This window comes from Psychroflexus lacisalsi, assembly GCF_020164495.1.
Lineage (GTDB): Bacteria > Bacteroidota > Bacteroidia > Flavobacteriales > Flavobacteriaceae > Psychroflexus > Psychroflexus lacisalsi.
This window is the reverse complement of sequence record NZ_JAIQYZ010000001.1, coordinates 616,938-640,538: the sequence shown is the minus strand read 5'-3', so window position 1 is coordinate 640,538 and position 23,601 is coordinate 616,938. Positions and strand designations below refer to the sequence as shown.

Genomic DNA, 23,601 nt, shown 5'->3' with positions numbered 1-23,601 from the left:
ATTTACTACTTCAAATTCAACATAAATAGTTCTGATGCAATGCCGTCTGAAAGAAATTTTCCTTCGGCTGTAACATTCAGCATATCCCCATTTAGCGCCAACAATCCCTGTTTCTGGTAATCTTGAATCTGGTCCATAAGGTAGGCAGCATAGTTTAGGCCAAATTCGGTCTCAACCGCTTTCACATTGACGCCCCACTTGGTTCTAAGACCTGTCATGATGTATTCGTTATAGCGGTCGGTCAACGACAATTCTTCGCGCTCTGCTGGTAATTCTCCAGCTATTATAGCTTTGATGTATTTGGGATTGTTGTTGATATTCCAGCTTCTTGTGGAGTTGACATGACTATGTGCTGAAGGACCAATACCCAAATAGAATTTTCCCGTCCAATAAGCAGTGTTATTCTGAGAATAGTAGCCAGTTTTTCCAAAGTTCGAAAATTCATAATTTTCAAAATCATTTTGTTCCATGGTTTCTACCAAAATATCAAAATGTGATTTGGCCAAGTCATCGTCTACAGGCGGAATGATTTCTTTATCTATAAAATGTTTCAAAGCAGTATTGGGCTCCACCGTTAACGCATAACTGGAAATATGGGGAATGTCAAGTTCTATAGCTTTTGCCAGATTTTCTTTCCACCGTTCTTCGTTCATATCTGGAATACCGTAAATCAGGTCGATAGAGATATTATCAAAAAACCGTTTAGCCAGCAAAATAGAAGATTCAGCTTCTTCAGCAGTGTGAGCTCTGTTCATCAATTTTAAATCCACTTCAAAAAAGGACTGCACTCCAATACTCAACCTGTTAACTTTGGTTTTGTACAACATCTGTAGGTACTCCAGATCTAAGTCGTCTGGATTGGCCTCCAGCGTAATTTCAGGCTGCTCAACAACCTCATAATGCGCATAAATAGTTTCAAAAATAAGGTCTAAATCCTCTTGTGATAATAAGCTAGGCGTCCCTCCTCCAAAATAAATATTTTCTACTGCTGCTGGGAGTTCGGTTTTCCGCAAGATGAGTTCTTTGCAAATCGCCCTCACCAGCTTAGACTTGTGCTTTAAGGTAGTCGAAAAGTGAAAATCACAGTAATGACAAGCTTGTTTGCAAAAGGGAATATGAATATAAAGTGAACTCATTTCAATAGTTTTGACAAAAATACGGGATTAGTGGAGCTAATTCTTTAGTTTTAAGTTCAATTTTACAGAATTTCACGATGAGTATACTTTTAGTTAGCCTAGGGTTTATCTGTTGCCTTGTTGGCCTGGTAGGCAGTGTTCTTCCTGTAGTTCCCGGATTAATCATCAGCTGGTTGGGGATTTTATTATTATTCTGGGTTCCCGAAGTTGAAGTGAGTTCCAGTCTGCTTTGGATCACACTGGCAATCACGTTGGTCATTTTAATCCTTGACTATATCATTCCTATTCTAGGGACAAAAAAGCTAGGAGGTAGTAAATTTGGGATGTATGGTGCAGGGGTTGGACTTGTGGTAGGCCTCCTTGCTCCTATTCCTTTAGGAATTCTCATCGGTCCCTTTGTTGGGGCTTATCTAGGTGAAGTGATTTTTGCCAAAAAGGCAAGTCAGCCCGCTTTAAAAGCAGCACTAGGATCTTTTCTAGGCTTTTTAACGTCTACGGTTTTGGAGCTAATGGCAAGTTTATCGTTTTTTGTGATTTTTATGTACAAACTCATTCAGTATAGAGCTGTTTTATTCTGAATTTGATCTAAGTTCGCTTAACGCCAAGAAGCCTGTTGCCTTATGCTTATTAGTATCATCATACCTACCCTTAACGAAGAAACACATATAGCAAAAACCCTAACGCATACTTTAAAATTAAAGGGAAATTTTGAAATCCTTGTGATTGATGGGGGGAGTAGTGATCGAACTTTAGAAATCGTAAAAGACTTTCCTGAGGTGAAGCGTTTATGCGCTCCAAAAGGTCGAGCCTTACAAATGAATTTAGGGGCTAGACACTCACAAGGAGACATCTTGGTATTTCTTCATGCGGATACCTTTCTCCCCAAGGAGGCCTTCGCTTCTATCTGTGAACTTTGTAAAGCTAAGGATACGGTGGGTGGCAGTTTCCGACTAGTTGTGGACGACCCAAATCCTATTTTTAAAATCTACACTTGGTTCAGTCGATGGAACCTTGAGTTTTTCACTTATGGTGACCATGCCCTGTTTATTGAGAAACAAGTTTTTGAAACCATCCATGGTTTTAAACCTATTCCCTTTATGGAAGATGTCGAGATTCAACATCGGCTAAGGCGTGAAGGCCGTTTTAAAAAGTCTAAGCTAGCCGTGGTCACTTCCGGCCGACGTTTTCAAAAGAATGGGCTCATTTTTCAAATTACTGTAGACTTTCTTTTGGTGATGCTTTTCAAACTAGGTGTTTCACCAAAACGCTTAAAAAAATACTATCCGGATTAAGCCTCAACTTCTTCTGACACCAATATGCAATAAGTTGATTTTTTATTTGAAAAAACTGCCTAATACCAATCTTTCTGAAGCCATGCACCAGAAGCTCATTTTTAAAAACATCCATATGATAACGGTTTAATATCAATTTGTTATACAGGGACAGAATTTAAAACTTCTGAAGTAGAGACTTCAAAAACAATTTTAACAACACATACAGCAACTGTAAGTTCTAAGACTTTTTCTGTTTCTTCAACAGGTCTCGAATTTCAGCTAGAAGTTCATTTTTTTTTGGGATTTAGGATTTGAGGCTTTAATCTCCATTTTGCCATTCCTTAGGTTCAAACTACTTCATATTTTAACGGTCATAATTTTCGTGTGTGCTTTATGGCGATTTAAAAAAAGCCTTAGCATTTCAAAATAGTGTTTAATTTTCTAAAAAACTAAATAATCGATTCGACAAAACTTCACCCATAAATCATATGTTGTAGTGCTTGTACTATATTTTCACAACAACCATATACCTTAGTGGTTTTACTTCTATCAACTCAACCTCAAGGTTATTGATAATAGCTTTGCTAGGCTCATAATAAGTGACATCACAAATAAAACTAATTCGTTCTGCTGTAAAATCTATGACGATAGTTTCCAGATCATCCAAATGTAAGGTGTATTGAAAATTGGTTGCATTTGGGATGAATAAGTTTAGAGTGTTAAAAAACTCAGGATCTACAGATACACTTTCTGGAATAAATCGAAAACTTGGATTTTGAAAATTACCATCTACCTCTATTTTGTCTGGATATATGGTTCCGTTTTCGATTAGATTTGCGTTTGTAGAATCAATTATCTTTACATATAAAGAGGGAATTGCAATATCAATGAGGGCGCAGTCAATTTCATCGTTATCATCATTTGTGCTAGAACAGCCATTCAAAATTGGAATCATACATATTAAAAAAATTAGTTTCTTCATAGTTTTTTTATTGAAATGGTTTGTAATTCTGAAGAGCCGTTTTCAAAGAAAACTCCTTTAAGGACAACCTCTGCATCTAGTTCTACTGATTAATAATTTTTGCATAAAACTCTGCATTGGTAAAGCTGATGATGCCTGGAGCATCGGGATCGCAGTTAGTGATATCTATTTTTTTTAACTCTACATTGAAGCTACCCCATATTTCACCAGTTTCTTCTTTAAATTCTGATACTGCAATTTTGTTTATATCCAGAAAGGATTCATCTACGTTATAGGAGTCACACATAATATGACCATCTTCAATAAGTGTACTATAATACCCTTTAGCATGTTCGACTACTCTAAACTCTGGATCATTAGTTATATTATACGTTCCTTCCTCTTTTGGAATTCCCTCTATACTAAAGAGTTCAAGTATGAATCCATCTTGATTATATAATGTAAAAACAAGACTAAAATAACTCCAGACCTCGTCCCTTCTTCTATCGGTTGCCCAAGAATGGGCCTCCCAGTTCGCTCCATTCTTTTCAGCATTAACCCAGCCATAATCAAAAGGACTTGGTGAATCATAAAACATAACTTCATCATCATCATTAGAACAAGAAAATAAAATAAATACGAAAATAAAAATAAATTTCTTCATAGTTATTTTATTAGAATGGTTTGTGATTCTGAAGAGCCGTCGTCGAAGTAGACTTGCATATAAAACAATCCAGAAGAAAACGTTTGTCCTAAAGTAAATTGTTCTTCGTAAGATGTAGCTTGTTTAAGTTCTTTAGTTTGTAAGGCTCTACCGTTTTGATCAATCAAATTGATTTGAATAGGTTTTTTCTTTGAATTTTCGTCGAATACAAGAGATAATCTTTGGCTTGTAGATGTAGGATTTGGGTATACTGTAAAGCTCTTTAATAATGTAGGGTCACCGCCATCACCAGGTGCGCATTGAAAATCTGAGTTATACGGATCTACCGCCATTATGGTTTGGTGACTTGTAACTATCGTATTTCCATCATCGGTTACGGTAAGCCTGATCGTAAAGCTGAAATTCCCGTTCATTCCAGGGGGTTGATAATAATTGTATGTATAACCTGTACCAACTGTAGCCCAATTAAGTCCATTAGTCGAACGCTCCCATTTATAACTGTATCTTGGTTCACCACATTCTATCATAGCAGTGAACATTCCTGAGGTATTTTCATAATGGCTAATTTTTGGCAATTAAATTTATTTAATTATGTTTAATAAAATGTTAGATTAACAAATAATTAATATAATCGGGTTCAAACTGATTCAGTATATTTAAAAAGTTAAATCTCAAGCTCTAAGACTTTTTCTGTTCCTGCAGCAGATCTTGAATTTCAGCTAAGAGTTCAATGCTTTTTGGAGTGGTTTCTTCATGCGGATACCTTTCTCCCCAAGGAGGCCTACGCCTCTATCTGTGAACTTTGTAAAGCTAAGGATACGGTGGGTGGCAGTTTCCGACTAGTTGTGGACGACCCAAATCCTATTTTTAAAATCTACACTTGGTTCAGTCGATGGAACCTTGAGTTTTTCACTTATGGTGACCATGCCCTGTTTATTGAGAAACGTGTTTTTGATACCATCAATGGTTTTAAACCTATTCCCTTTATGGAAGATGTCGAGATTCAACATCGGCTAAGGCGTGAAGGCCGTTTTAAAAAGTCTAAGCTAGCCGTGGTCACTTCCGGCCGACGTTTTCAAAAGAATGGGCTCATTTTTCAAATCACCGTTGACTTTCTTTTGGTGATGCTTTTCAAACTAGGTGTTTCACCAAAACGCTTAAAAAAATACTATCCTGATAACATCTCGTCCAAAAATTGAAATAAAATATAGGATATTTATTTTTCAAAGGCAGGCCTTAAACCCTCGTATAGAAAGGCTTATAACTGTATGCTTTTAGATTTTATTCACTAATTTTAACAAAATACTAAGTATCACATGACAACATGTTTTAGCAAAATGCCGTTATTTACGTCAACTTAAATAAAACTATGATGAAAAAAAGAACATTATTTTTGGCCGTGAGTCTATCTGCTATTCTTGCTAGCTGTGTATCCAAAAAGAAATATACAGAACTAGAGGGTAATTTGGATGAGACGAAATCTGAGCTCATGCAAACGCGTGTAGAAAAAGAAGATCTGGAAAATCAAATGGAGCAGATTGAAATGCGCGTGGAGCGTTACAATAACAAAATAGCCTCCTTAAGTTCAGAGAAAGAAGGAATGATGGTGCAAGTGCCAAACGAAAGCTTAGTCCTATCTGAAAAGAACAAAGCTGCAATGCGAAAAACTTTAAAAGACGTTCCTGCTGCTAAACTCGCAGGTGCTAAGTCTTTAAAAGATTCGTTGAACATTGCTATTGCTCACAACATTTCTAAAAATATGGGAGAGTCTGGGGATGACCTCAACGTTTCCATTGAAGAAACTATGGTGAAAATCAATATTGACGACAACCTACTTTTTGGTGACAGCAGCTTTAGAGTTGGGAGTGATGCAGACGAAATCCTATCCAGAATTGCAGAAGTTGTAAAGTCTGAGCCTTCCCTAGAAGTTTTGGTAGAAGGACACACCGACAGTAGAACTGTAAAAAAGGATAGTTATATTGTAGATAACTGGGATCTTAGTGCTAGAAGAAGTGCTGCAATTGTGAGACGACTTGAAGATAAATTTGGAGTCGCTTCCGAGCAGTTGATTGTCGCTGGGAGATCTAGTTATGATCCTTTAGTACCAAACAGTACTAAAGACAATATGGCAAAAAACAGAAGAACACAAATCGTGATTATGCCAAATCTAGATAAGTTTTTTGCTATGTTAGGTGATGACTAATATCGAATAAGCTATTCAAAATAATTTTTAAAAAGCCCTGATGAATTCAGGGCTTTTTTTATGCTGAAGGTTTTTTAAGGCTTATACTTTTAAAGAAGATAGTTTTACGTTAAGTCTAAATAAAAATCAGCAGGTTAAATAAACGTGAAAGACAGACCTATGCAGAACTGGCTAGGAACTTCCGCTTATCTTTATTACCGAATTATTTTTATAATGCCGTATAAATAAATTGAATTATACTACGACGTAGCTCAGCACAGGTTTTTTAATAAAAAACAAGCGAAAAAAGCAGGTGCCGAATTCGTTTCAGTTAAACGATTTATGGCGACATTATAAGCTTAAATTAGTATAATCATCAAAATCAATGCTCATGAATCTTAGTCATAAAAAAGTACTCATTACTGGCGGAAGCGCTGGTATAGGAAAAGCTCTCATCCACGAATTGATTTTGCAGGGTGTAAAAGAATTTGCAGTGGTAGGAAGACGTCAGGACAAACTAGAAAAGCTTAAGGTAGATTTTCCGCAAGCTGAATTTATTCTTATCGCTGCCGATGTTTCTCAACTCGAAGATGTCGAGCGTATCATTAAGACCGTCAGCACCAGATGGGATCATATCGATTTGTTGATTAATAATGCGGGAGTAATAAGCACAGGGTCTCTACAAACTATTTCTGATGCAGACATTATCAATCAAATCAACATCAACCTTACAGGTCTTATTTTATTGACTAAAAAGGCTTTGCCCTTGCTTCTCAAAAGTGAAGAAGCTGGACTGATGAATATTTCTTCTGGACTAGGATATATTGCTAAACCTTTTTACTCAGTATATGCTGCGACCAAAGCAGGGGTTAAACATTTTTCTGAAGCTATGCGGAGAGAACTCATATTTGAAAACATACATGTCATGACAGTCTACCCTACTGCCACCGATACAGATATGATGATTACCTCCAAAATTGAAAACATGGATAGTGCGGAGTTGGTAGCCAAAAAGTCGATAGAAGGATTACTAAGCAAAAATATCGATGTGATTTTAGGAGGTGAACAACGCTTAAAGGACATAGACACAAACATCAATAGACCTCTTGAAATGGATGAAATAGCAAAAGAACGCTACGAATCATACCGCGATAAAACAGAGTTTCATAGAGCTATGTAAAACTAAGATCATGAAACCTCAACTTCTTATTTTTGATATCAATGAAACTATACTTGACCTTTCTCCCTTGAAAGAATCCATCAATCAGTTGCTCGGGTCATCAGAAGGTTTTGATCAATGGTTTCCAAAACTGATACAATTTGCCATGGTAGAAACTTTAACAGGTAGCTATTCAGATTTTGGTGAAATCGGGGCTGCAACTTTAGAGATGACTGCCCAAAGTTTCTCGAAATCAATTTCAGAAAAAGAAATAAAGACTACGCTTTCTATTATTACTCAGCTTCAACCTCATCCTGACGTTTTAGAAGGCTTAGTGAACTTAAAAAAGAAAGGATTCAGGTTGGTTGCACTTACCAACGGGGGAAAAAGTACTTTAGAGAAGCAAATGAACTATTCTGGCCTAGACTTTTATTTTGATTCATTATACAGCGTAGAATCCGTTAAGAAATTCAAACCACATCCGGAGACTTACAACTATGTTCTTAAAAAAGAAAATTGCGACCCCAAAAACGCCATGCTAGTTGCTGCTCATGCTTGGGATATTGTTGGCGCTCAACAAGCAGGTTTGCAAACTGCTTTCATAGAAAGAAATGGTAAATATTTGTATCCTAATACTGAAAAACCATCACTAAGTGTAAAGAATCTAACGGATTTGATACCGAATTGATTTTGAAATGTCGTGATGTCAAATTGAATTATCTATATTCTGGATTTTCAAAATTCCAACGGGTACCTGCATCCCAGTCCTTTCTTGAATTTCCGTAGGCAGGGTACCCTCCCTGGTCTTCTAGCATTTTGGCTAAATGCAAAAGATTATAAGTCATGAAAGTTGTGTTCCTGTTGGTAAAGCTTGAATCAAATCCTTTAGGCTTATCAAATTTTTCACCATCCCATTCTTTGTCGCCATAACTTGGCCCTGGTCCTACTTCGCCAATCCAACCTGCATCAGATTGTGGCGGAATGCTGTAACCTAAATGCTGTAATGCGTATAACATTCCCATAGCACAATGCTTCACACCATCTTCGTTTCCTGTAATGATACAACCTCCAGCTTTTCCATAGTACACATATTGACCTTTATCATTGTGATGCCCACTCATAGCATATAATCGTTCTATGACTTTTGAAGCAATAGAAGAACGCTCTCCAAGCCAAATTGGTGATCCCAATACCAAAATATCTGCATTTATGATTTTATCGTAAAGCCCAGGCCAATCATCACAATCTTCTCCATGCTCAGACATGTCTGGTTGAACTCCAACAGGCAAATTATAATCTACAGGCCTTATTATCTCTACTTCTACTCCCTCCTTCTTCATGATGTTAGCAGACACATCCATTAGAGATCTAGTGTGACTCTCCTGAGGAGATTTTTTAAGCGTACAATTAAGAAATACTGCTTTTAAGTCATTGAAAGTATTGTTCATAAGCAAAGTTTAAGAATTATAATATTATAGTCGTTATCTAATTGATTAATTACAACATATCAACGGTAGGCCTCAGTCCAGGCAAAATACTTCTTTGCTATTTTATTCTTCTCAATCTTCAAATGATCTAAAAAAGCCGTTGCCACAGGATTTAATTTTTTTGAGGAAAGCCAAGTTACCTGCCACATGCTTGAAATGGGCAGACTCTCAATAGGGATAATCTGAAGGTCTTTTGCTTTAAGTTCATTTTTTATACCAATGAGTGGCATTATTGAAATACCCAATCCAGCAATGACGGCTTGCTTTACAGCCTCATTTGACGTCAACTGAATTTTCTTTCTTATTTGAAAACCATTTTTTTGAATAAAGGTTTCCATGGCGTTACGTGTTGCAGAACCCTCTTCCCTATATAATAAAGGAAGTTTGGTAAGTAAATGTTCCCCTTCCGCTAGCTGCTCTGGAGTTATTTGCTTTCCGCCCACCAAAAAAAGTTCGTTTCGCATAAGTTCCACAGAATTAACTTTTAATTTTTTAGGCAACACAGAAATAAGAGCAAAATCAACTTCATTCTTTTCCAAGCTCCTTATCACTTTTGTTTTATTTGTGACATCCATAACCAGGTCCACACCGCTGTGAATATTCATGAATTCTGTTAAGAAATATGGCATGACATATTTTCCTGTAGAAGCAATTGATATTTTTATTCTACCTGACAACTTTCCTTTAAAGGCGTTGGTTTTGTAGTTGATAGCTTCTACTTCATCGAGAATTTTTTTAGCTGCTGCTGCGATTTCGTTTCCAAAATCTGTCACATAAAGCTGGCGCCCAACAACTTCAGTAAGTGGAATTGAAAACTGGTCCTGAAAATTTTTTAATTGTATGGAAACAGCTGGCTGAGTTAAGTGGAGTTTTTCTGCTGTTCTTGTAATACTTTTTGAATTTGCTATTTCTGAAAATATGATCAATTGATGTAAAGTGTAATTCATAATATTTTTTAATGCTTTGTATAAAGTATATAAATAAAAATTTATGAATCTAAATTATAATATTTGCGTCATAAATCAAAATAATATTTAACAATGGAAACAAATCAAACTTTTACAATCAAGGACAAAAAGGTAAAATTAGTAGAGGGTGAATTTACTCCATCTCAAGCTTCAGATATTCTTCATGCCTTGATCGATCAAAAAATCAACTACCACAAAATCGAAAATTTGCAACACTGGGAACAAGATCACAATAAAGACCCAAAACCTTACATCCAGAGAATTCAAGAATTAGAAGACGAGAAGAAAGCAATTGATCACTATCTCACTACTATCAAAAAGGAAGGTAAAAAACTGAGCATCGATGGAGTTTTGACTTTGAAGCCTATCGACTAGACTTCATTGCATTCTCGTTTTAATCTCAATCTTTAAAATTCAACTATGGAAAGTTATACTCTATCTGCAAATGAAAGCCAAACTCATGAGCAGAACCAATCGATCTCTCTACTTTCTCGAATCTCTGCTCCAATCCATTGGTTTTTACTCGTTATATGCATTTCAGCCTTAACTTATTATCAGATATATCTTCCCAATTGGGACTACTTAGACATTTTTAGAATTAACGGATTTACACTTCTCATCTGGACGGCCGTTCTGTTCTTCAGTTCAATAGTGAGTAGTTATTCTAAAAATTACCTCGCAGGTTTTCGATACCAAAAACGTTTTTCGCTTTTAAGTATCGGTTTCACCTTCTCTGTCATGCTTTTTGTGATGTCAAATCACATTGCAGCCCTATTAATTTCGTGGTTAGCCATGGGTTATTTTATGTCAAAACTGATTGGCGTTCATAAAAATTGGGGAGAAGCAAGACAAGCAGAAAAGTTTTCGCTTAGGTATTTTATATCAGGAACTATGGTATTGGCTGTTGGTATTCTCTTGCTCTGCTATGATAGCGGTCAATTTACATTACAAGGATTGATGGCCACAAGTGAATTTAATTCTTCCATGCTAATTCTTTCTTGCTTACTAATAATCATCGCCGCCATCATTCAATCTGCAATTTTCCCCTTTCATAAGTGGCTGCTCTCAGCGATGACTTCACCGACTCCTGCATCTGCTCTTATGCATGCTGGATTTGTCAACGGTTCAGGCTTATTGCTCACCCTATTTGCTCCCCTGATCATTCTTTCCAACACGCTTTGGATTTTGTTTATAATAGGCGGAATTACTGCAATTCTAGCTCAATTTCAGAAGTTGATACAGGTGAATGTAAAACACAAACTCGCCTGTTCGACTATTGCACAAATGGGTTTTATGATCATGCAATGCGGTTTAGGGTTTTTTAATGCAGCAGTAGCTCACCTCATTTTACATGGGTTTTATAAAGCTTACTTATTTCTATCCTCTGGTGAGCAAATCTCACAAAGTTCACCACAAGAATCGCCACGTCTCAAAATAACAGTTTTGCAAGCGTTAGCTGTTGCCATCTTTGGAGTTTTGGGGGCTTTTTTATTCTCTTATTTAACCGGAAAAACCAGCATGACCGATAGCAGTATCTTCCTTACGCTTATAGTTGCTATAACCGTTGGGCAGGCTACTTACAATATTGTAAAAGAGCAAAGTCTTGCCTATATAGAAAAAATTGGGGTTTCTGCCCTTCTCTTTAGTATAGGAATAAGTGTTTACGCAGTTCTTTTCAATGGCATCACACATCTAATGTCTGAGATGCCGATGATTCAGGCTCCACAAACTCTGGATACGCTTCAAGTGGTCTTTGGAATTATCTTTTTGATTGGATTTTTTATCATGAAACTTGGCGTATATCGCAAATCGCCTTGGCTCTATGTTAAGCTTTTGAATTTATCACAGCCTTACAAAAAAACTATTCATTACTACAAAAAATAGATTTATGAAACGAGACACCATTCTACAAAAGATTGATTCTACATCTCATGTGATTGGCAAAACATGGCCACTATATGCTTTTGTAACCTCAAACCCGCTGACTGGTTATGAAAACAGGCATTTTAAGCAAGCCACTACAGAGGCGGAGCAACTAGTTGGTGGACATCTTCTCCCAGGCGTATCTACCTTCAGAAATGCATGGCATCAGGGAGAAATTGATGAGCAGGAATTGAGTGATCTTTTCAAAAAAAATGGAATAAATTTTTCAGCTGAAGAGAGTCTCTCTCAGATGGAATCTCAAATTACAGAATCAAAAAATCCTCATCATGAAGTTGATAGACTTGTCATTAAATGGCTGATGACTTTTATGGATGAAGGGCTTGCTGAATGGAGTATGCCCAATAAAGAAAAAGGATTTTATAAAGCCTGGAGAGCCCTAGTTCGTTACGATCAGGAATTCAACTTAAAAGCTTTAGTTGCTTTACCTGAAGAAAATCTTGAAGCTTTGGAGGAATTATTAAATAATTATACTGAAGAAGAACAAGTAAAAATTCTGGAGCAGCATTTATCTGCCCTACCAGGATGGACGGGCTACATCAAATATAGAGCAGAAACAAATTCAGAATGGCAAAATAAATTCAAAATTACTTTGGAAGATTATCTAGCTGTAAGACTTTCAATAGCTAATAATCTTGATTTCAAACTCTTAAACACCGAGATAAATCATTCAGTAAAAAATGAAAAAAGTGACCTTCAATACCTGTGGTTAAAAGCATGGGAAAAAACATGGCAAAACAAGTTATCCAAAGAACTAAATACTATTCTTGAAACTTCTGACAATACTTCCACATCTACAACCAAAGCTAAGACTCCTGAAGCTCAACTGGTATTTTGTATCGATACAAGATCAGAATTGATTCGACGACATGTGGAATCCAAAGGGGATTATGAGACTTTTGGATATGCTGGCTTTTTTGGAATTGCTATGGATTACGAAAATTTAAGTGATGGGATTGTCAAAAAATCATGTCCACCCATTTTAGCTTCGGCATATAAAGTATCCGAAAAAGCCAAAAATGAAAACCAGGAAGAAATAGACAACTACCACAGACGCCAGGAAAGAGAAAAATTTACGCATTACTTCCTGAAACGTATGAAACACATGCTACCTTCAGCATTTGGCTACGTGGAAGGTTCGGGTTTCTTTTATGGCGTTTCCCTTTTTCTAAGAACACTCATGCCAGACCGACTTTATAATTCTAAAAAGAAAGAAAAAAAATCTTTCGAGGGAAGCTGTAATCCAGATATACAATCCATCAACAATTCATCTGCTATCGAAGGTATAAGTCTGGGAGAAAAAACAGCTATCGTAAAATCTGCCTTCGATTTGACCGGTTGGAAAACCTTTTCGCCATTGATTCTTTTCGTAGGTCATGGTAGTCATTCTGCGAACAATCCTTTTGGATCCAGTTTAGATTGTGGTGCATGCGCAGCCAGTCCCGGAAGACATAATGCCCGAATGTTAGCCAAACTGGCAAACCAACCCGAAGTGAGAGAAGCTTTAAAAGAACAGAATGTCCTTATACCAGATTCTACATTCTTCCTGGGAGCGGAGCATAACACCACCACGGATGAGATCGTCATATTCGACTCTGAATTGCCTACGTCGCATAAAGATCAATTATCAAAACTGAAGGGAAATCTTCTAAAAGCCCAGCACTCAGCAATAACTGAACGTCTAGGAGATTCAAATAGCAGCATAAAAGCGGCCTATAAAAAAACAAACGACTGGTCTGAAACCAGGCCTGAATGGGGACTTGCTAAAAATGCCGGATTTATCGTTGGACCACGATCTTTATCTAAAAGCATCAACTTGGATGGAAATTGTTTCCTTCATTCTTACGATTGGGAAATGGATACAGAAGGAAAAGCTTTGGAAGGTATCATGCAAGGGCCAATGGTGGTGACGCAATGGATTAACAACCATTACTACTTCTCATCTGTAGATAACGATAATTATGGCGGAGGCACAAAAATCACTCATAATGTCACAGGAAGATTTGGAGTCATGCAAGGAAATGGTGGTGATTTGAAACGAGGATTACCTTTGCAGTCAATCAACGAAACCGATCAAAAAGCCTATCACAAGCCTTTGAGGTTGTCGGTTTACATTCAGGCTCCAAAAGATAGGATAACTTCCATTTTAAAGAAAAATGAAAACCTCAGATCTTTACTGGATAACGAATGGATTTATTTACTGGTGATAGATCCTACTGATTCTAATAAGATCATGAAGTATGAGCAAAACTTACATTGGGAAGCTTCAGAAAAAGTTGCTGAAAACCAATTACAGACTATTCGATAGATATTAACATCAATTAAAAACTTTATCCAAAGTTTAATCATTTGTTAGTTAGTCCATTGTGGTGGGAATTCTTGAGAATTCCCACCACTTTTTTACTATAAAAAGGATATCAATTTCGCAGATTTGCCAAAACAAACCTCAATGCTTTAAATCTGAGAATTTTAAATGACCCAAAAAACTGAAATATTTATTTCACTCACCTTCAAATTACAATTTTGGCAGCAACCACAAACCAGTCATACTAAAGATAAAAATACCAAAAAACCAAAATGGATGTATAGCAACATATGTTTGATCAATATCCTTACTGCCTCTAAACTTCTCTTGGAAGAATTTCATGTTAGCTTGTTGAGTTTGGTAATGTCGTAAGGATTTCCAGCTATCCGATTGGTGGACATAATATTCAAAACTTGAGGTTGAATCTTGTTCCATGTTTAATCGTTGCCACCCAAGGGACAAAGGATAGGTCACTCCACTCCATGTTTCTGAAACATTTAAATCTTGTTTTAATGGAATCAGGTGGTCATATTGATCTAAAATTATTGGATTTTCCTTTGAAGTTCTTAACTGAAAAGTGAAAGGTTCATCCTTTAGGACAAACTTATCTACTGATGAAAATGAAGCTAATAAAAATTCTCTTTTACTGAGTTGCTCAATAATGTCTGACCAAATTTGCTGGTAAGCTTCTTGTTTTCCGTCTAGTAACAACTGCCAGGTATTTTGCAGCATTGTAGTACCAATTCTTCCCTGTCCTGACCTTTTATAGGCGCTAAAAATTGAAGCATTTAAGGTATGAATTTCTTCCAAACCAAATTCTTGTTTAAGCCGGAAAGGCTGAGTTGTCAACCTCACTGTTTTAAGCTCGTCAAAGCCTACTTCTAAGGTTGAAACAGGCTGTAGAGTGAAGACTGAAAAATCGCCCAAATTATTTAAAGCCTTAGCTTCTCCTAGTATAAAAAGTCCTAATCCCGTTGCTTTTATTGATTTTTGTAAAGCATTTCGCTCTGAGTTGGAAAGGGTTTTTAAAAACCCGGAATCTAATATAACTAAGTCAAAACCTCCCAAATTTGAAGAATTCAGACTCCTTAGATTCATTTGTTCAGCATTAAAAAATTCAAACTTATATCTTCCTGTAGTGATCCGGTTTTTAACGGTAACTTCATGACCTAAGTCAGCTAAAAAGTTTTTTAAATATTTGATTTCAAATGTTGGGTAGGTATTCAGAATTAAAATTCTTGGAGCCTTCCTTTTCTGAATTTTTACCGGTAAGGCATTTCGGTTTAGCACTTCACCTAAAGAATCTTTTTCTATAATACTAAAAACATAATTCCCAGAAACCTTCAAGGTGGTTGAAAGCTGAAAGCCCTCTTTCTCCTTAGAGCCAAAAACCGCAGAGTCCAAAGCAGTTCCTGCAGCATCTTGGAGTACCAGTCGGTTTTTAAATCTTCGATTTGCGAAAATACCCTTGACATCAAGCTGATTACCAACTTTATTTTCCTGTTTATAATTTAACTTAATTATACCCGACAACTCATGACCAGACAAATAAGTCGCTGTTGTATTTTCTAAAGACCACAAATCATAACTTGCAATCCCACTGCCTAAAACAAAAATTTCTTCAGAATTCACAAGTCCCAGCAGAGATTCGTCGTTATTATAATCTATCACTTTTAGGTTTCGATAAGTCTTTTTTAAGCTATCCAATTGAGTTTGCTTAAAGTTATCAGTGGTAATTACAACTCTTCCTTCATTAACTTCTTTCAAAATAGCTGGTTTTAAAGCCAACAGAGCTAAAGAAGACACCGAAAAAAAGATCAGAACAACTTTTACTATAAAGCCTTTGTTTCTTGGAGATGTCCATTCTTTCCAGATGAAAACTAAAATTGAAATCAACCAAAAAATAAGTGCAGGCCAAACCCAGGCAGCGTTTAAAAATGTAAGATTATCATTCATTCAATTCTAGTTCTTTTAAGACTAATTCGTTGAGTTTACCACCGAAACTACCTTGCCGCTGGGGTTCTAGAGCAATTTTAGGCAATGCTTTCAGAAGTCCTTTTTGAACTTCAATTATTAATTCCTGAGATATTTGCTGTCTCTCTCCCAATTGTTTCAATTGCTGAAGTGTTTTCAAAAACCTTCCAGGCTCAGCAATGGCCTTTTTTGCAAGCTCATTCCCAGCTTTCTTAAAGAGCTTTCTATCTGTATCCTTGGGTTTTGAATCTGAAATTTTTAACTCTTCCAGTCTCAGAATAGTTTGTTTTATAGAAAGGTATTGATCTAAATCGTCCCGTTCTTCTTTTTTATTGAAATTATCAATATCCTTGAGGTCTCCCGATAATCTGGCGTTTTCTTTTATTGGTGGCGGATCAAAACCTATGCGGTGCACATAAATTCTTGCGCTGTTTTTAATCTCCTGTATCAACTCCAAAGCTTCATATTGATAAGGCAATGACTTTTCTGGTTTATAAAGTCGCAAGTGCAACTCTGCATCCCACATGATATTTAACGCTTGACGTAATTTACTCTTAAGGCTGTCTGTAAATAAACTTGATGATTCAGGATCGCCATGATCGTGTAAATAGTCTGCCAGGGGACCTTCCTCTTCCTTGTTTTCATCTTGGTCATGATCGTGACTATCTGCGACAAGGTTATGCTCGTTGTCACTATCGTGAGCATGAGAATATTCTGTTAGAGGATCTTCTTCTTGATCATGATCGTGGTCATTATCTTCTATTATTTCTCCACCATTTGCAATTGCCCCTTCAGCTTCATCTCCCATAAATTGACCATATTTTAAACGAAGTGATTTTTGATCAAAACCCAAATCATTACTAGTTGAATTAAATTCTTCTTTTGATATTTTTCCGCTTTGAGCTATCAGTTTTTCTGTATCAATGATCAATTGCCGCTGACTTCTAAAATAATCGGGCATCAAATCTACACCAAGACCTCCTTCTACGCCAGGCCCATAATTAATTGTGTCTTTGATAACCGCAAAGTAAGTTTCACTTCTGGCAGTATTCTCCTTTGGTTGTTTCAGATCTTTAGCTTCTATATAAAAATAAAGTTCATCACCCGGCTCCATATTCATCTGATCCAGATCTATGGTTTTAGACAGATTCAATTGCTTTTTTCCACTTGACACCGGTGTATCAAATTCCAATTGTTCCTCTCTGAATTTTACAGATTCTCCAGTTCCTTTACTCACTGTTGCTATGATATGAGCGTTTGCTACTCCGAAATCATCTATGATAAGAGCACCAAAGTTTAAAACTTTATTATCGGTATATTCGAAAGAAGTAAATTGTTTCAAATTGTCTAGACGAATAACTGGTGTTTTGTCTTTTATGACTTCTATGGTAAAAAGGTCTGAGGAATAAGTAGCTCCGGAGGTATCGGTAAATTTGAAATTATAAAACCCAGAATTATTCAAAGTAGTACTTCCCGAAAAACTCAGATTGGTTTTCATCATTTTCCTATGTTTACCCATGCTTTCAAGGCTAACACTATCTACCGAGGCATCAAATTGAAGATTCCAAGTCACTCTTGAGCCCTCCAAAGCTTTGATGTTCATTTTTGAAGTGGATGTAGTTGTCAAACCCGTGTATGAAGGATGATTGATGGTAACTAATTGATTTTTCAATACTGGGACCTGTTGTTTAACAGCTAAAAAATCGATTGGCTCAAAACTCATATTTTCTTCTTCTGAAATTGCATTTCTATTGAAATTGAAGATCTCAGAAATCCCAGTATAAAATCCTAGATAACCTATAACAACTAAAAGTACCGATGTGATAATCGCCGTTTTAAGGTGATGTTCTGGTTTTATTCTTTTTATTTCGGCTTCTAAAGCATTTGATATTTTTTGTTGCTGAAGTTTTGCCAGTCCACTAAGTTCAGTCGGTTCTTGTAACAATAACCAACTACTATATTCTAGTTTATTAGAGCTTGCATCAATGTAATTACTAGTTTTTTCTAAGTCGATCTCCCATGGTTTTTTAAATAACAGTGCCATAACAAAAATCAGTGCAAAACTTATCAAGCTCAAAAACCAATTTTGGGTTAAGAACCAGACTAAAATAGCTGAGCTGAAAGCATACAAAAAAACTTCAAGCCACAACCAAATTTGCCATTGCTTTTGAAACCTAATCAATATGCTTTTTCCTGTTTGTTTCATTGCATTCTATACCTTGATAATACTCTTTCTGATAAGAGTAAAACGATAAAAAATAACCATAAAAAATTAGAAAACTCTTTTCTCTCTTGCTCAGAGTTTAATTTAAAACCTTCTTTAAAATTAGGTTTAATGAGCTCCATATTCATAACCCGTCGGTCGTAAGTTTCAGCTTCTTTTTTCAGTTCAGGATAAAGGTGCAGTAATTTAATAAGCTGCTTGCCCAAATGTTCCTCAATACTATTTTCTGAATTTAATTCTGCTGTGAGGTCATATTCATTTTCAAAATTCGCAGATTCAATGAGTGAATTTGCGAAAATATTTTTTTTGAATTTCAAAACTTTCCCTTCAGTTTTTGGAACAGTATCATCGCTCAACCAAACCAATAAATTATTCGACGTCAACTTAAGATTATCCTCTTTTTTAATATTTAGAATTTCAATAGGATGACGCAAGTACTTTGATATAGCTAAAAAAGACGCTTTTAAATATTTGCTTTCAGTTTTAAATTTGTCTTCAAAATACATATTTATCCGTAAAGTATCCTTTTCAACTATAAGAATTGAATCTCTACTTTCAGCATTTATACTTTGTATTTCTTTTTCAAATTTAAACACCTCAGCTTTACTTATTGCTGAAATAATTTCAACCTCATTTTTATCTTGTATTGCTCCAACTAGATTAGTTTTTGATTCATCAGAATTAAGATTGAACCAATAAATATTTTTGTCAATTTCTGGCCTTTTACCTTTTAAACCACTTAAAAATGCATTTGTAAAAACCACAATACTATCTGTTTTTAAAGACTTCATTTCTCTGGCTAATTGCCAGTAGTAGGGAGTTTCTAAATTTTTCGTTTCTAAAAACTCGGAATCATAGGCGGGAAAATCTGATTTTAAGAATCTTACCTCCTCCTCCGAAGCTAAACTGTCTAGAAACGTTTTGGATTTTGTCACACCCAATAATGAAGGTTCTACCAGGTACGTGATAGGTGTTTTTTCAGTTTTGTAATTCCATCTTGGCTCAGACATGATAAAAACCAAGACTGTGATGAGCAGTATTCTGAGTAATAACAACCAAAGTTCATTCAATTTGATGCTTCTGCTTCTTTTAGAATCTGAATCTTGCAAAAATTTAATGCTCCCAACTTTTATAGTTTTTCCTTGCTTTCTGCTCCACAAATGGATTGTCAAAGGAATGCTAAGTCCTAGCAGAGCCCAAAAAAATGAAGGATTGAGAAAAACCATATTACATCAAGTTGGTACGTTTTTTTAGTAACAATTGGAGGGCTTCTCCAATGGGATCATCGAGTCGAAAGAGTTGATAGCTTATAGCGTTGGCTAATAAAATGTCTCTGGTAGCTTTTATGGAATCCTCTAAAGATTTTAAATACGAAGGACGCGCTTTTTCTGCATCAAGTTCTAGTTTGGTTCCCGTTTCCAAATCCTCAAATGTGAGAGCGCCTTTGTAATTGAATTCTAATTCATCACTACCTAAAATATGAAGAACAACCACTTCATTTCTGGAAGTTTTCAATCTTGTAATAACATTGGTCAACTCCGATGCTTCTTCATGTAAATCTGAAATAAAGAAAATAAGTTCCTTTTGACTTCGACTGTGTAATTTCTCAAAAACTTGTGGATCTTTGGGCCATTTCCCTCTAGATTCAATATTGATTAATTCTTGTAGTAAACGTTTGAAATACTTTTTTTGAACACGTGCTTGTAACGCATATAAATTGTGCTCATTCAGAGCAAATAAACCCACTGCATCACCCTGAGATTGAGCTAGCCAGGCTAAAGAAGCTGTTAGAACTCTAGCAAAATCCATTTTGGTCATTCCTTTTTCTTCATGCTGCATAGATTTGCTGGCATCGAGAATAAACTTTACAGAGATATTGGTTTCTATCTCAGATTGCTTGATGTAGTATCTTCCCGACCTTGCCAGCATTTTCCAATCCAGAAGTCGCATATCATCACCGACTTCATAGCCACGGTACTGGCTAAATTCCATTCCCGAACCCAAACTTCGGCTATGGTTTAAACCAGACAAATGTCCCTCTACAACAACTCTAGAAATAAGAGCCAAGCCACTTACACTATTGATAATTTCTGGTTTTAGTAATAGCCGATAGTCTTGCTTCACTTTAATTATTTATTTTGAAGGAAATATAGATCCCAATAATTCCGAAGTTACCTTATCGGATGTAATGTTTTCTGCCTCAGATTTAAAATTCACAATCACTCTATGCCGCAGAACAGGATAAGCGCAATGCTCAAGATCTTTTAGAGTTACGGCCAGTCTTCCCTGAAGTAAAGCTCTGGCTTTGGCTGTTAAAATTAAAGCCTGTCCGGCTCTTGGTCCAGCCCCCCAGCTTACCCATTCTTTTACAAATTCACTTTTACTGGTTTCCGGTCGAGTTGCACGAATCAATGTATTCACGTAAGAAATCAACTCATCACTGATTGGAACTTCTCGCACTAATTCTTGTAACCTCAAAATTTCAGCCCCAGTAAGTACAGGTTTAATATTAGATTTTAAAGAGCCTGTTGTATACTTCAAAATTTGATGCTCTTCTGCTTCGGTTGGATAACCTATTTTAATGTAAAACAAGAAACGATCCTGTTGTGCTTCTGGCAATGTAAACGTGCCTGACTGTTCAATTGGATTTTGTGTAGCTAAAATAAAAAACGGCCGTTCCAGCTTATAAGTCTTACCTGAATAGGTCACTTCAAATTCTTGCATAGCCTCCAGAAGAGCAGCCTGAGTTTTGGGTGGCGTCCTGTTGATTTCATCTGCAAGAATAATGTTTGCGAAAATCGGTCCTTTATTGAATTCGAAAAACTTCCTTCCCGTGGTATGGTCTTCTTCGAGAATTTCTGTTCCAATAATATCTGATGGCATTAAATCTGGCGTAAACTGAATTCGATTAAATTTGAGTGCTATCGCCTCTGAAAGACTTCGAATCATAAGTGTTTTCGCCAAGCCAGGCACACCTTCAAGAAGGGCATGGCCTCCAGCCAAAAACGTGATGAGTAACTGGTCTACAGTTTCTTCCTGACCTATAATAACCTTGGCAATTTCTGCTTTAAGAGTTTTGAGTTTTTTAGTAAGTCTTTTGACTTCCTGGTCTAAATCGGCTAGTGGCTGATCCATATTTTTTTTGATTTAAGATGTAAGTGCATACATCACGATGTTCACTCCAAATCGGGTATTATCTATCTTGTAAAATCGTTTGTTCCTAAAGTCATAATCCCATTCGCAGCCATAATCTTTGTTACTGTACAACACACCTATTCTACCATCTATCACAATAGCTTTTAGGTATTCATGCACCAGATCATCTCCCCAACCGTTCAGTTCCTGAGATGTAGTTGGTGGACCATCTTCAAATTCAAAAAAGACGTTGTACAACTCATGAGTGTTAGGAATTTTGGATAATTCTGCAGGACCAAAGATCTCTTCCATTTGACGCTCAAAAGATTTAGCAAAAAGTCCATCAATGTCATGATTACAATCATCAGCAAAAACAAAACCTCCGTTTTTTACATATTTTTCAAAGTTGGCTTTTTCCTTTGCGGTAAATTGTACCAATTTATGTCCTGAGATATAGCAAAAGGGACATTTGAATACCTCATCACTGCTTAAAGAAACAATATTTTCTACCGTATCTACTCTCAGTGTGGTATACTCTACAAGAGAGTTAAGCAAATTGGAAGGCATACGCTGGTCCACATCCCAATCTCCGGATTCGTATTGAAGTCTAGTAAAGAAAAAGCTGCTCATTGCATTATATGTATTGTTCACCTTTAAAGTTGAAAACGGCAACTATTGAAGATTCTACCAAAAGTAAGTTTAGCGTTTTTGAAAACTTAATTTCGGAAAGCTCTTAGTGTTATTTCAAACTAAAATCACTCCTCTAATTTATAAACAAATAAAACTTATGTATTACAATTTATAGAAAATGAAAACTGATTGGAGTGAACTCGTCACTCCAATCAGTTTTTTGAATATCATTTTTCAGCTATATTGCGTCAGAAAGACTGGTAAATGTAAAGTCCCTGACTTTCATGTAGGGAATTAAATTCCCGTTGATTCTTACTTGTTCACCAAGAGCTTCCAAATTATTCAACATAATGAATGGGCTTTCATTGAATCTAAAGTTTTTCACAGGATATCTTATTTCTCCATTTTCAATATAAAAAGTTCCGTCTCTGGTAAGGCCTGTGTACAATAAAGTCTGTGGATCTACACTTCTGATGTACCATAATCTTGTAACCAGAATTCCTCTTTTAGTACTTTTTATAAGTTCCTCGCGTGAAGCGTCACCCCCTTCCATTATAAAGTTGGAAGGAAAAGGCACAGGATCTACTCCTTTCTCCTTAGCCCAGTATCTGCTGTAAGCCAGGTTTTTGACAACTCCGTTTTCTATCCATTTCATTTTCTTGAGCGGCATACCTTCCCCATTCCAGGTAGAAGTCGGCACTTCGGAATGTAAAGGATCACTCCAAACATTCACACGTTCATCTACAATTTTTTGTCCCATTTTGGTGCCATCGTCTTTTGACATAAAGCTACGGCCTTCATCGGCAGTGCGCGCATTAAAAGCCCCAGACATATTTCTAAGTAAGTCTGCAGATGCAGCAGGTTCCAAAATCACTGTATATTTTCCAGGCTCTATGGCTCTCGCTTCACGAGACATTACAGCTTTATCAATCGCCACTTTAGCAGCTTCTTCCGGATTGAATTTACGAACATCGTTGAAGTCGCGAGAAACCCAGCCAGATCCAGTGCCATCGTTTGTTCTCATAGTAACTGTAAAATCAACATTAGTTGATTTATTGTAAGCAAATAATCCGTTGGAATTCAGTATGGCACTGAATCCAGATGAATCGTCCAAAAAACCAGCAGCAGTTACTTCTTGTTCTGAAGCTGGATTGATGCTTTTGGCAGCAACCCCTGCACGAAATTCTGGTTTGATATTCGCTGTGGCTTCTACAAAAGTGATAGACTCATCGTAAACCTGCGGAGACATCGGAGACATAAACTCTGGGTTTTCTGGAGATAGTTTTGCCAGTTCTTCCGCTCTTTTAACAACACTTTTTAGAGATTCATCATCAAATTCATCTACCGTTGCGGTTCCGGATTTCTTCCCAAAACTAGCTTCTACAGCAAGGGTTTGGTTAGAACGGTGTCCAGACGTGGAAACCGTGTTTCGGGCATAACGAATGTTTCCACTTTCGCTACCTCCCATATTGATCACACAAGCATCTGCAGTAGAAAAGCTCAATGCTTTTTCCATGATTTGCCTTGCTTTTTCTTTGGTATATATTGCCATTTCTATAGT

At 36.5% G+C, this 23,601-nt stretch carries 22 protein-coding genes; 9 read left to right on the top strand and 13 right to left on the bottom strand.

Features of this window, described 5'->3' with window-relative positions; all coding sequences use genetic code 11:
* Window positions 1–5: 5 nt before the first annotated feature.
* Window positions 6–1,136, bottom strand: a complete 1,131-nt coding sequence (gene hemW, locus LB449_RS02865; protein ID WP_224453554.1) for a radical SAM family heme chaperone HemW — start codon at window positions 1,134–1,136, stop codon at window positions 6–8.
* A 77-nt stretch (window positions 1,137–1,213) separates the two neighbouring features.
* Here hemW and LB449_RS02860 point away from each other — a divergent pair, with 77 nt between their 5' ends.
* The gene (locus tag LB449_RS02860; RefSeq protein ID WP_224453553.1) at window positions 1,214–1,714 is read left to right on the top strand and encodes a DUF456 domain-containing protein; all 501 of its coding nucleotides are present in this window, start codon (window positions 1,214–1,216) and stop codon (window positions 1,712–1,714) included.
* 42 nt (window positions 1,715–1,756) lie between these two features.
* On the top strand, window positions 1,757–2,428 hold the full coding sequence (locus tag LB449_RS02855; RefSeq protein ID WP_224453552.1) for a TIGR04283 family arsenosugar biosynthesis glycosyltransferase: 672 nt from the start codon (window positions 1,757–1,759) through the stop codon (window positions 2,426–2,428).
* A gap of 487 nt (window positions 2,429–2,915) precedes the next feature.
* Here LB449_RS02855 and LB449_RS02850 read toward each other — a convergent pair whose 3' ends face one another.
* The 3 genes from LB449_RS02850 to LB449_RS02840 all read right to left on the bottom strand — a co-directional run bounded on the left by LB449_RS02850 (window position 2,916) and on the right by LB449_RS02840 (window position 4,610).
* Window positions 2,916–3,392, bottom strand: a complete 477-nt coding sequence (locus tag LB449_RS02850) for a hypothetical protein (protein WP_224453551.1) — start codon at window positions 3,390–3,392, stop codon at window positions 2,916–2,918.
* 82 nt (window positions 3,393–3,474) lie between these two features.
* Window positions 3,475–4,035, bottom strand: a complete 561-nt coding sequence (locus tag LB449_RS02845; protein ID WP_224453550.1) for a hypothetical protein — start codon at window positions 4,033–4,035, stop codon at window positions 3,475–3,477.
* A gap of 2 nt (window positions 4,036–4,037) precedes the next feature.
* Window positions 4,038–4,610 (bottom strand): T9SS type A sorting domain-containing protein, encoded by a 573-nt coding sequence (locus LB449_RS02840; RefSeq protein ID WP_224453549.1) that lies wholly within the window; start codon window positions 4,608–4,610, stop codon window positions 4,038–4,040.
* Window positions 4,611–4,772: 162 nt separating this feature from the next.
* On the opposite strand from LB449_RS02840, the gene LB449_RS02835 reads away from it, so the two are divergent.
* From LB449_RS02835 to LB449_RS02820, 4 genes are all read left to right on the top strand, one after another.
* Window positions 4,773–5,234: a glycosyltransferase family protein gene (locus tag LB449_RS02835; RefSeq protein WP_224453548.1), complete on the top strand. Its 462-nt coding sequence runs from the start codon at window positions 4,773–4,775 to the stop codon at window positions 5,232–5,234.
* Between the two features lie 170 nt (window positions 5,235–5,404).
* Window positions 5,405–6,238, top strand: coding sequence for an OmpA/MotB family protein (locus LB449_RS02830; protein ID WP_224453547.1), 834 nt, complete (start codon window positions 5,405–5,407; stop codon window positions 6,236–6,238).
* Between the two features lie 370 nt (window positions 6,239–6,608).
* Window positions 6,609–7,397 carry an SDR family NAD(P)-dependent oxidoreductase gene (locus LB449_RS02825; protein WP_224453546.1) on the top strand — a complete coding sequence of 263 codons (789 nt, stop codon included), beginning with the start codon at window positions 6,609–6,611 and terminating at the stop codon, window positions 7,395–7,397.
* Between the two features lie 10 nt (window positions 7,398–7,407).
* Window positions 7,408–8,064, top strand: a complete 657-nt coding sequence (locus LB449_RS02820) for a haloacid dehalogenase type II (protein WP_224453545.1) — start codon at window positions 7,408–7,410, stop codon at window positions 8,062–8,064.
* A gap of 28 nt (window positions 8,065–8,092) precedes the next feature.
* Here LB449_RS02820 and LB449_RS02815 read toward each other — a convergent pair whose 3' ends face one another.
* Both LB449_RS02815 and LB449_RS02810 read right to left on the bottom strand, forming a co-directional pair.
* The gene (locus tag LB449_RS02815) at window positions 8,093–8,824 is read right to left on the bottom strand and encodes a flavodoxin family protein (RefSeq protein ID WP_224453544.1); all 732 of its coding nucleotides are present in this window, start codon (window positions 8,822–8,824) and stop codon (window positions 8,093–8,095) included.
* Between the two features lie 59 nt (window positions 8,825–8,883).
* Window positions 8,884–9,810, bottom strand: coding sequence for a LysR family transcriptional regulator (locus LB449_RS02810; protein WP_224453543.1), 927 nt, complete (start codon window positions 9,808–9,810; stop codon window positions 8,884–8,886).
* Window positions 9,811–9,903: 93 nt separating this feature from the next.
* Here LB449_RS02810 and LB449_RS02805 point away from each other — a divergent pair, with 93 nt between their 5' ends.
* From LB449_RS02805 to LB449_RS02795, 3 genes are read left to right on the top strand one after another with little or no spacing between them, the layout of a single operon-like run.
* Entirely contained in the window at window positions 9,904–10,206 is a 303-nt protein-coding gene (locus LB449_RS02805) for a hypothetical protein (RefSeq protein WP_224453542.1), read from the top strand.
* Window positions 10,207–10,251: 45 nt separating this feature from the next.
* Window positions 10,252–11,715, top strand: a complete 1,464-nt coding sequence (locus tag LB449_RS02800) for a proton-conducting transporter transmembrane domain-containing protein (RefSeq protein WP_224453541.1) — start codon at window positions 10,252–10,254, stop codon at window positions 11,713–11,715.
* Between the two features lie 4 nt (window positions 11,716–11,719).
* On the top strand, window positions 11,720–14,080 hold the full coding sequence (locus tag LB449_RS02795; RefSeq protein ID WP_224453540.1) for a DUF2309 domain-containing protein: 2,361 nt from the start codon (window positions 11,720–11,722) through the stop codon (window positions 14,078–14,080).
* Between the two features lie 207 nt (window positions 14,081–14,287).
* Here LB449_RS02795 and LB449_RS02790 read toward each other — a convergent pair whose 3' ends face one another.
* The 7 genes from LB449_RS02790 to LB449_RS02760 form a co-directional block, all read right to left on the bottom strand.
* The gene (locus LB449_RS02790) at window positions 14,288–16,033 is read right to left on the bottom strand and encodes a hypothetical protein (RefSeq protein ID WP_224453539.1); all 1,746 of its coding nucleotides are present in this window, start codon (window positions 16,031–16,033) and stop codon (window positions 14,288–14,290) included.
* On the bottom strand, window positions 16,026–18,257 hold the full coding sequence (locus tag LB449_RS02785) for a tryptophan-rich sensory protein (RefSeq protein ID WP_224453538.1): 2,232 nt from the start codon (window positions 18,255–18,257) through the stop codon (window positions 16,026–16,028). Before LB449_RS02785 ends, LB449_RS02790 begins: the two co-directional genes overlap by 8 nt.
* Window positions 18,254–19,501 (bottom strand): BatA domain-containing protein, encoded by a 1,248-nt coding sequence (locus LB449_RS02780; protein WP_224453537.1) that lies wholly within the window; start codon window positions 19,499–19,501, stop codon window positions 18,254–18,256. Before LB449_RS02780 ends, LB449_RS02785 begins: the two co-directional genes overlap by 4 nt.
* Window position 19,502: 1 nt before the next feature.
* Entirely contained in the window at window positions 19,503–20,399 is an 897-nt protein-coding gene (locus LB449_RS02775; RefSeq protein ID WP_224453536.1) for a DUF58 domain-containing protein, read from the bottom strand.
* Window positions 20,400–20,408: 9 nt separating this feature from the next.
* A complete protein-coding gene (locus tag LB449_RS02770; protein ID WP_224453535.1) occupies window positions 20,409–21,410 on the bottom strand; it encodes an AAA family ATPase in 1,002 nt (333 codons plus the stop codon).
* 12 nt (window positions 21,411–21,422) lie between these two features.
* A complete protein-coding gene (locus LB449_RS02765; RefSeq protein ID WP_224454425.1) occupies window positions 21,423–22,040 on the bottom strand; it encodes a DUF4159 domain-containing protein in 618 nt (205 codons plus the stop codon).
* Between the two features lie 238 nt (window positions 22,041–22,278).
* Window positions 22,279–23,592, bottom strand: coding sequence for a TldD/PmbA family protein (locus tag LB449_RS02760; RefSeq protein WP_224453534.1), 1,314 nt, complete (start codon window positions 23,590–23,592; stop codon window positions 22,279–22,281).
* Window positions 23,593–23,601: the final 9 nt, after the last annotated feature.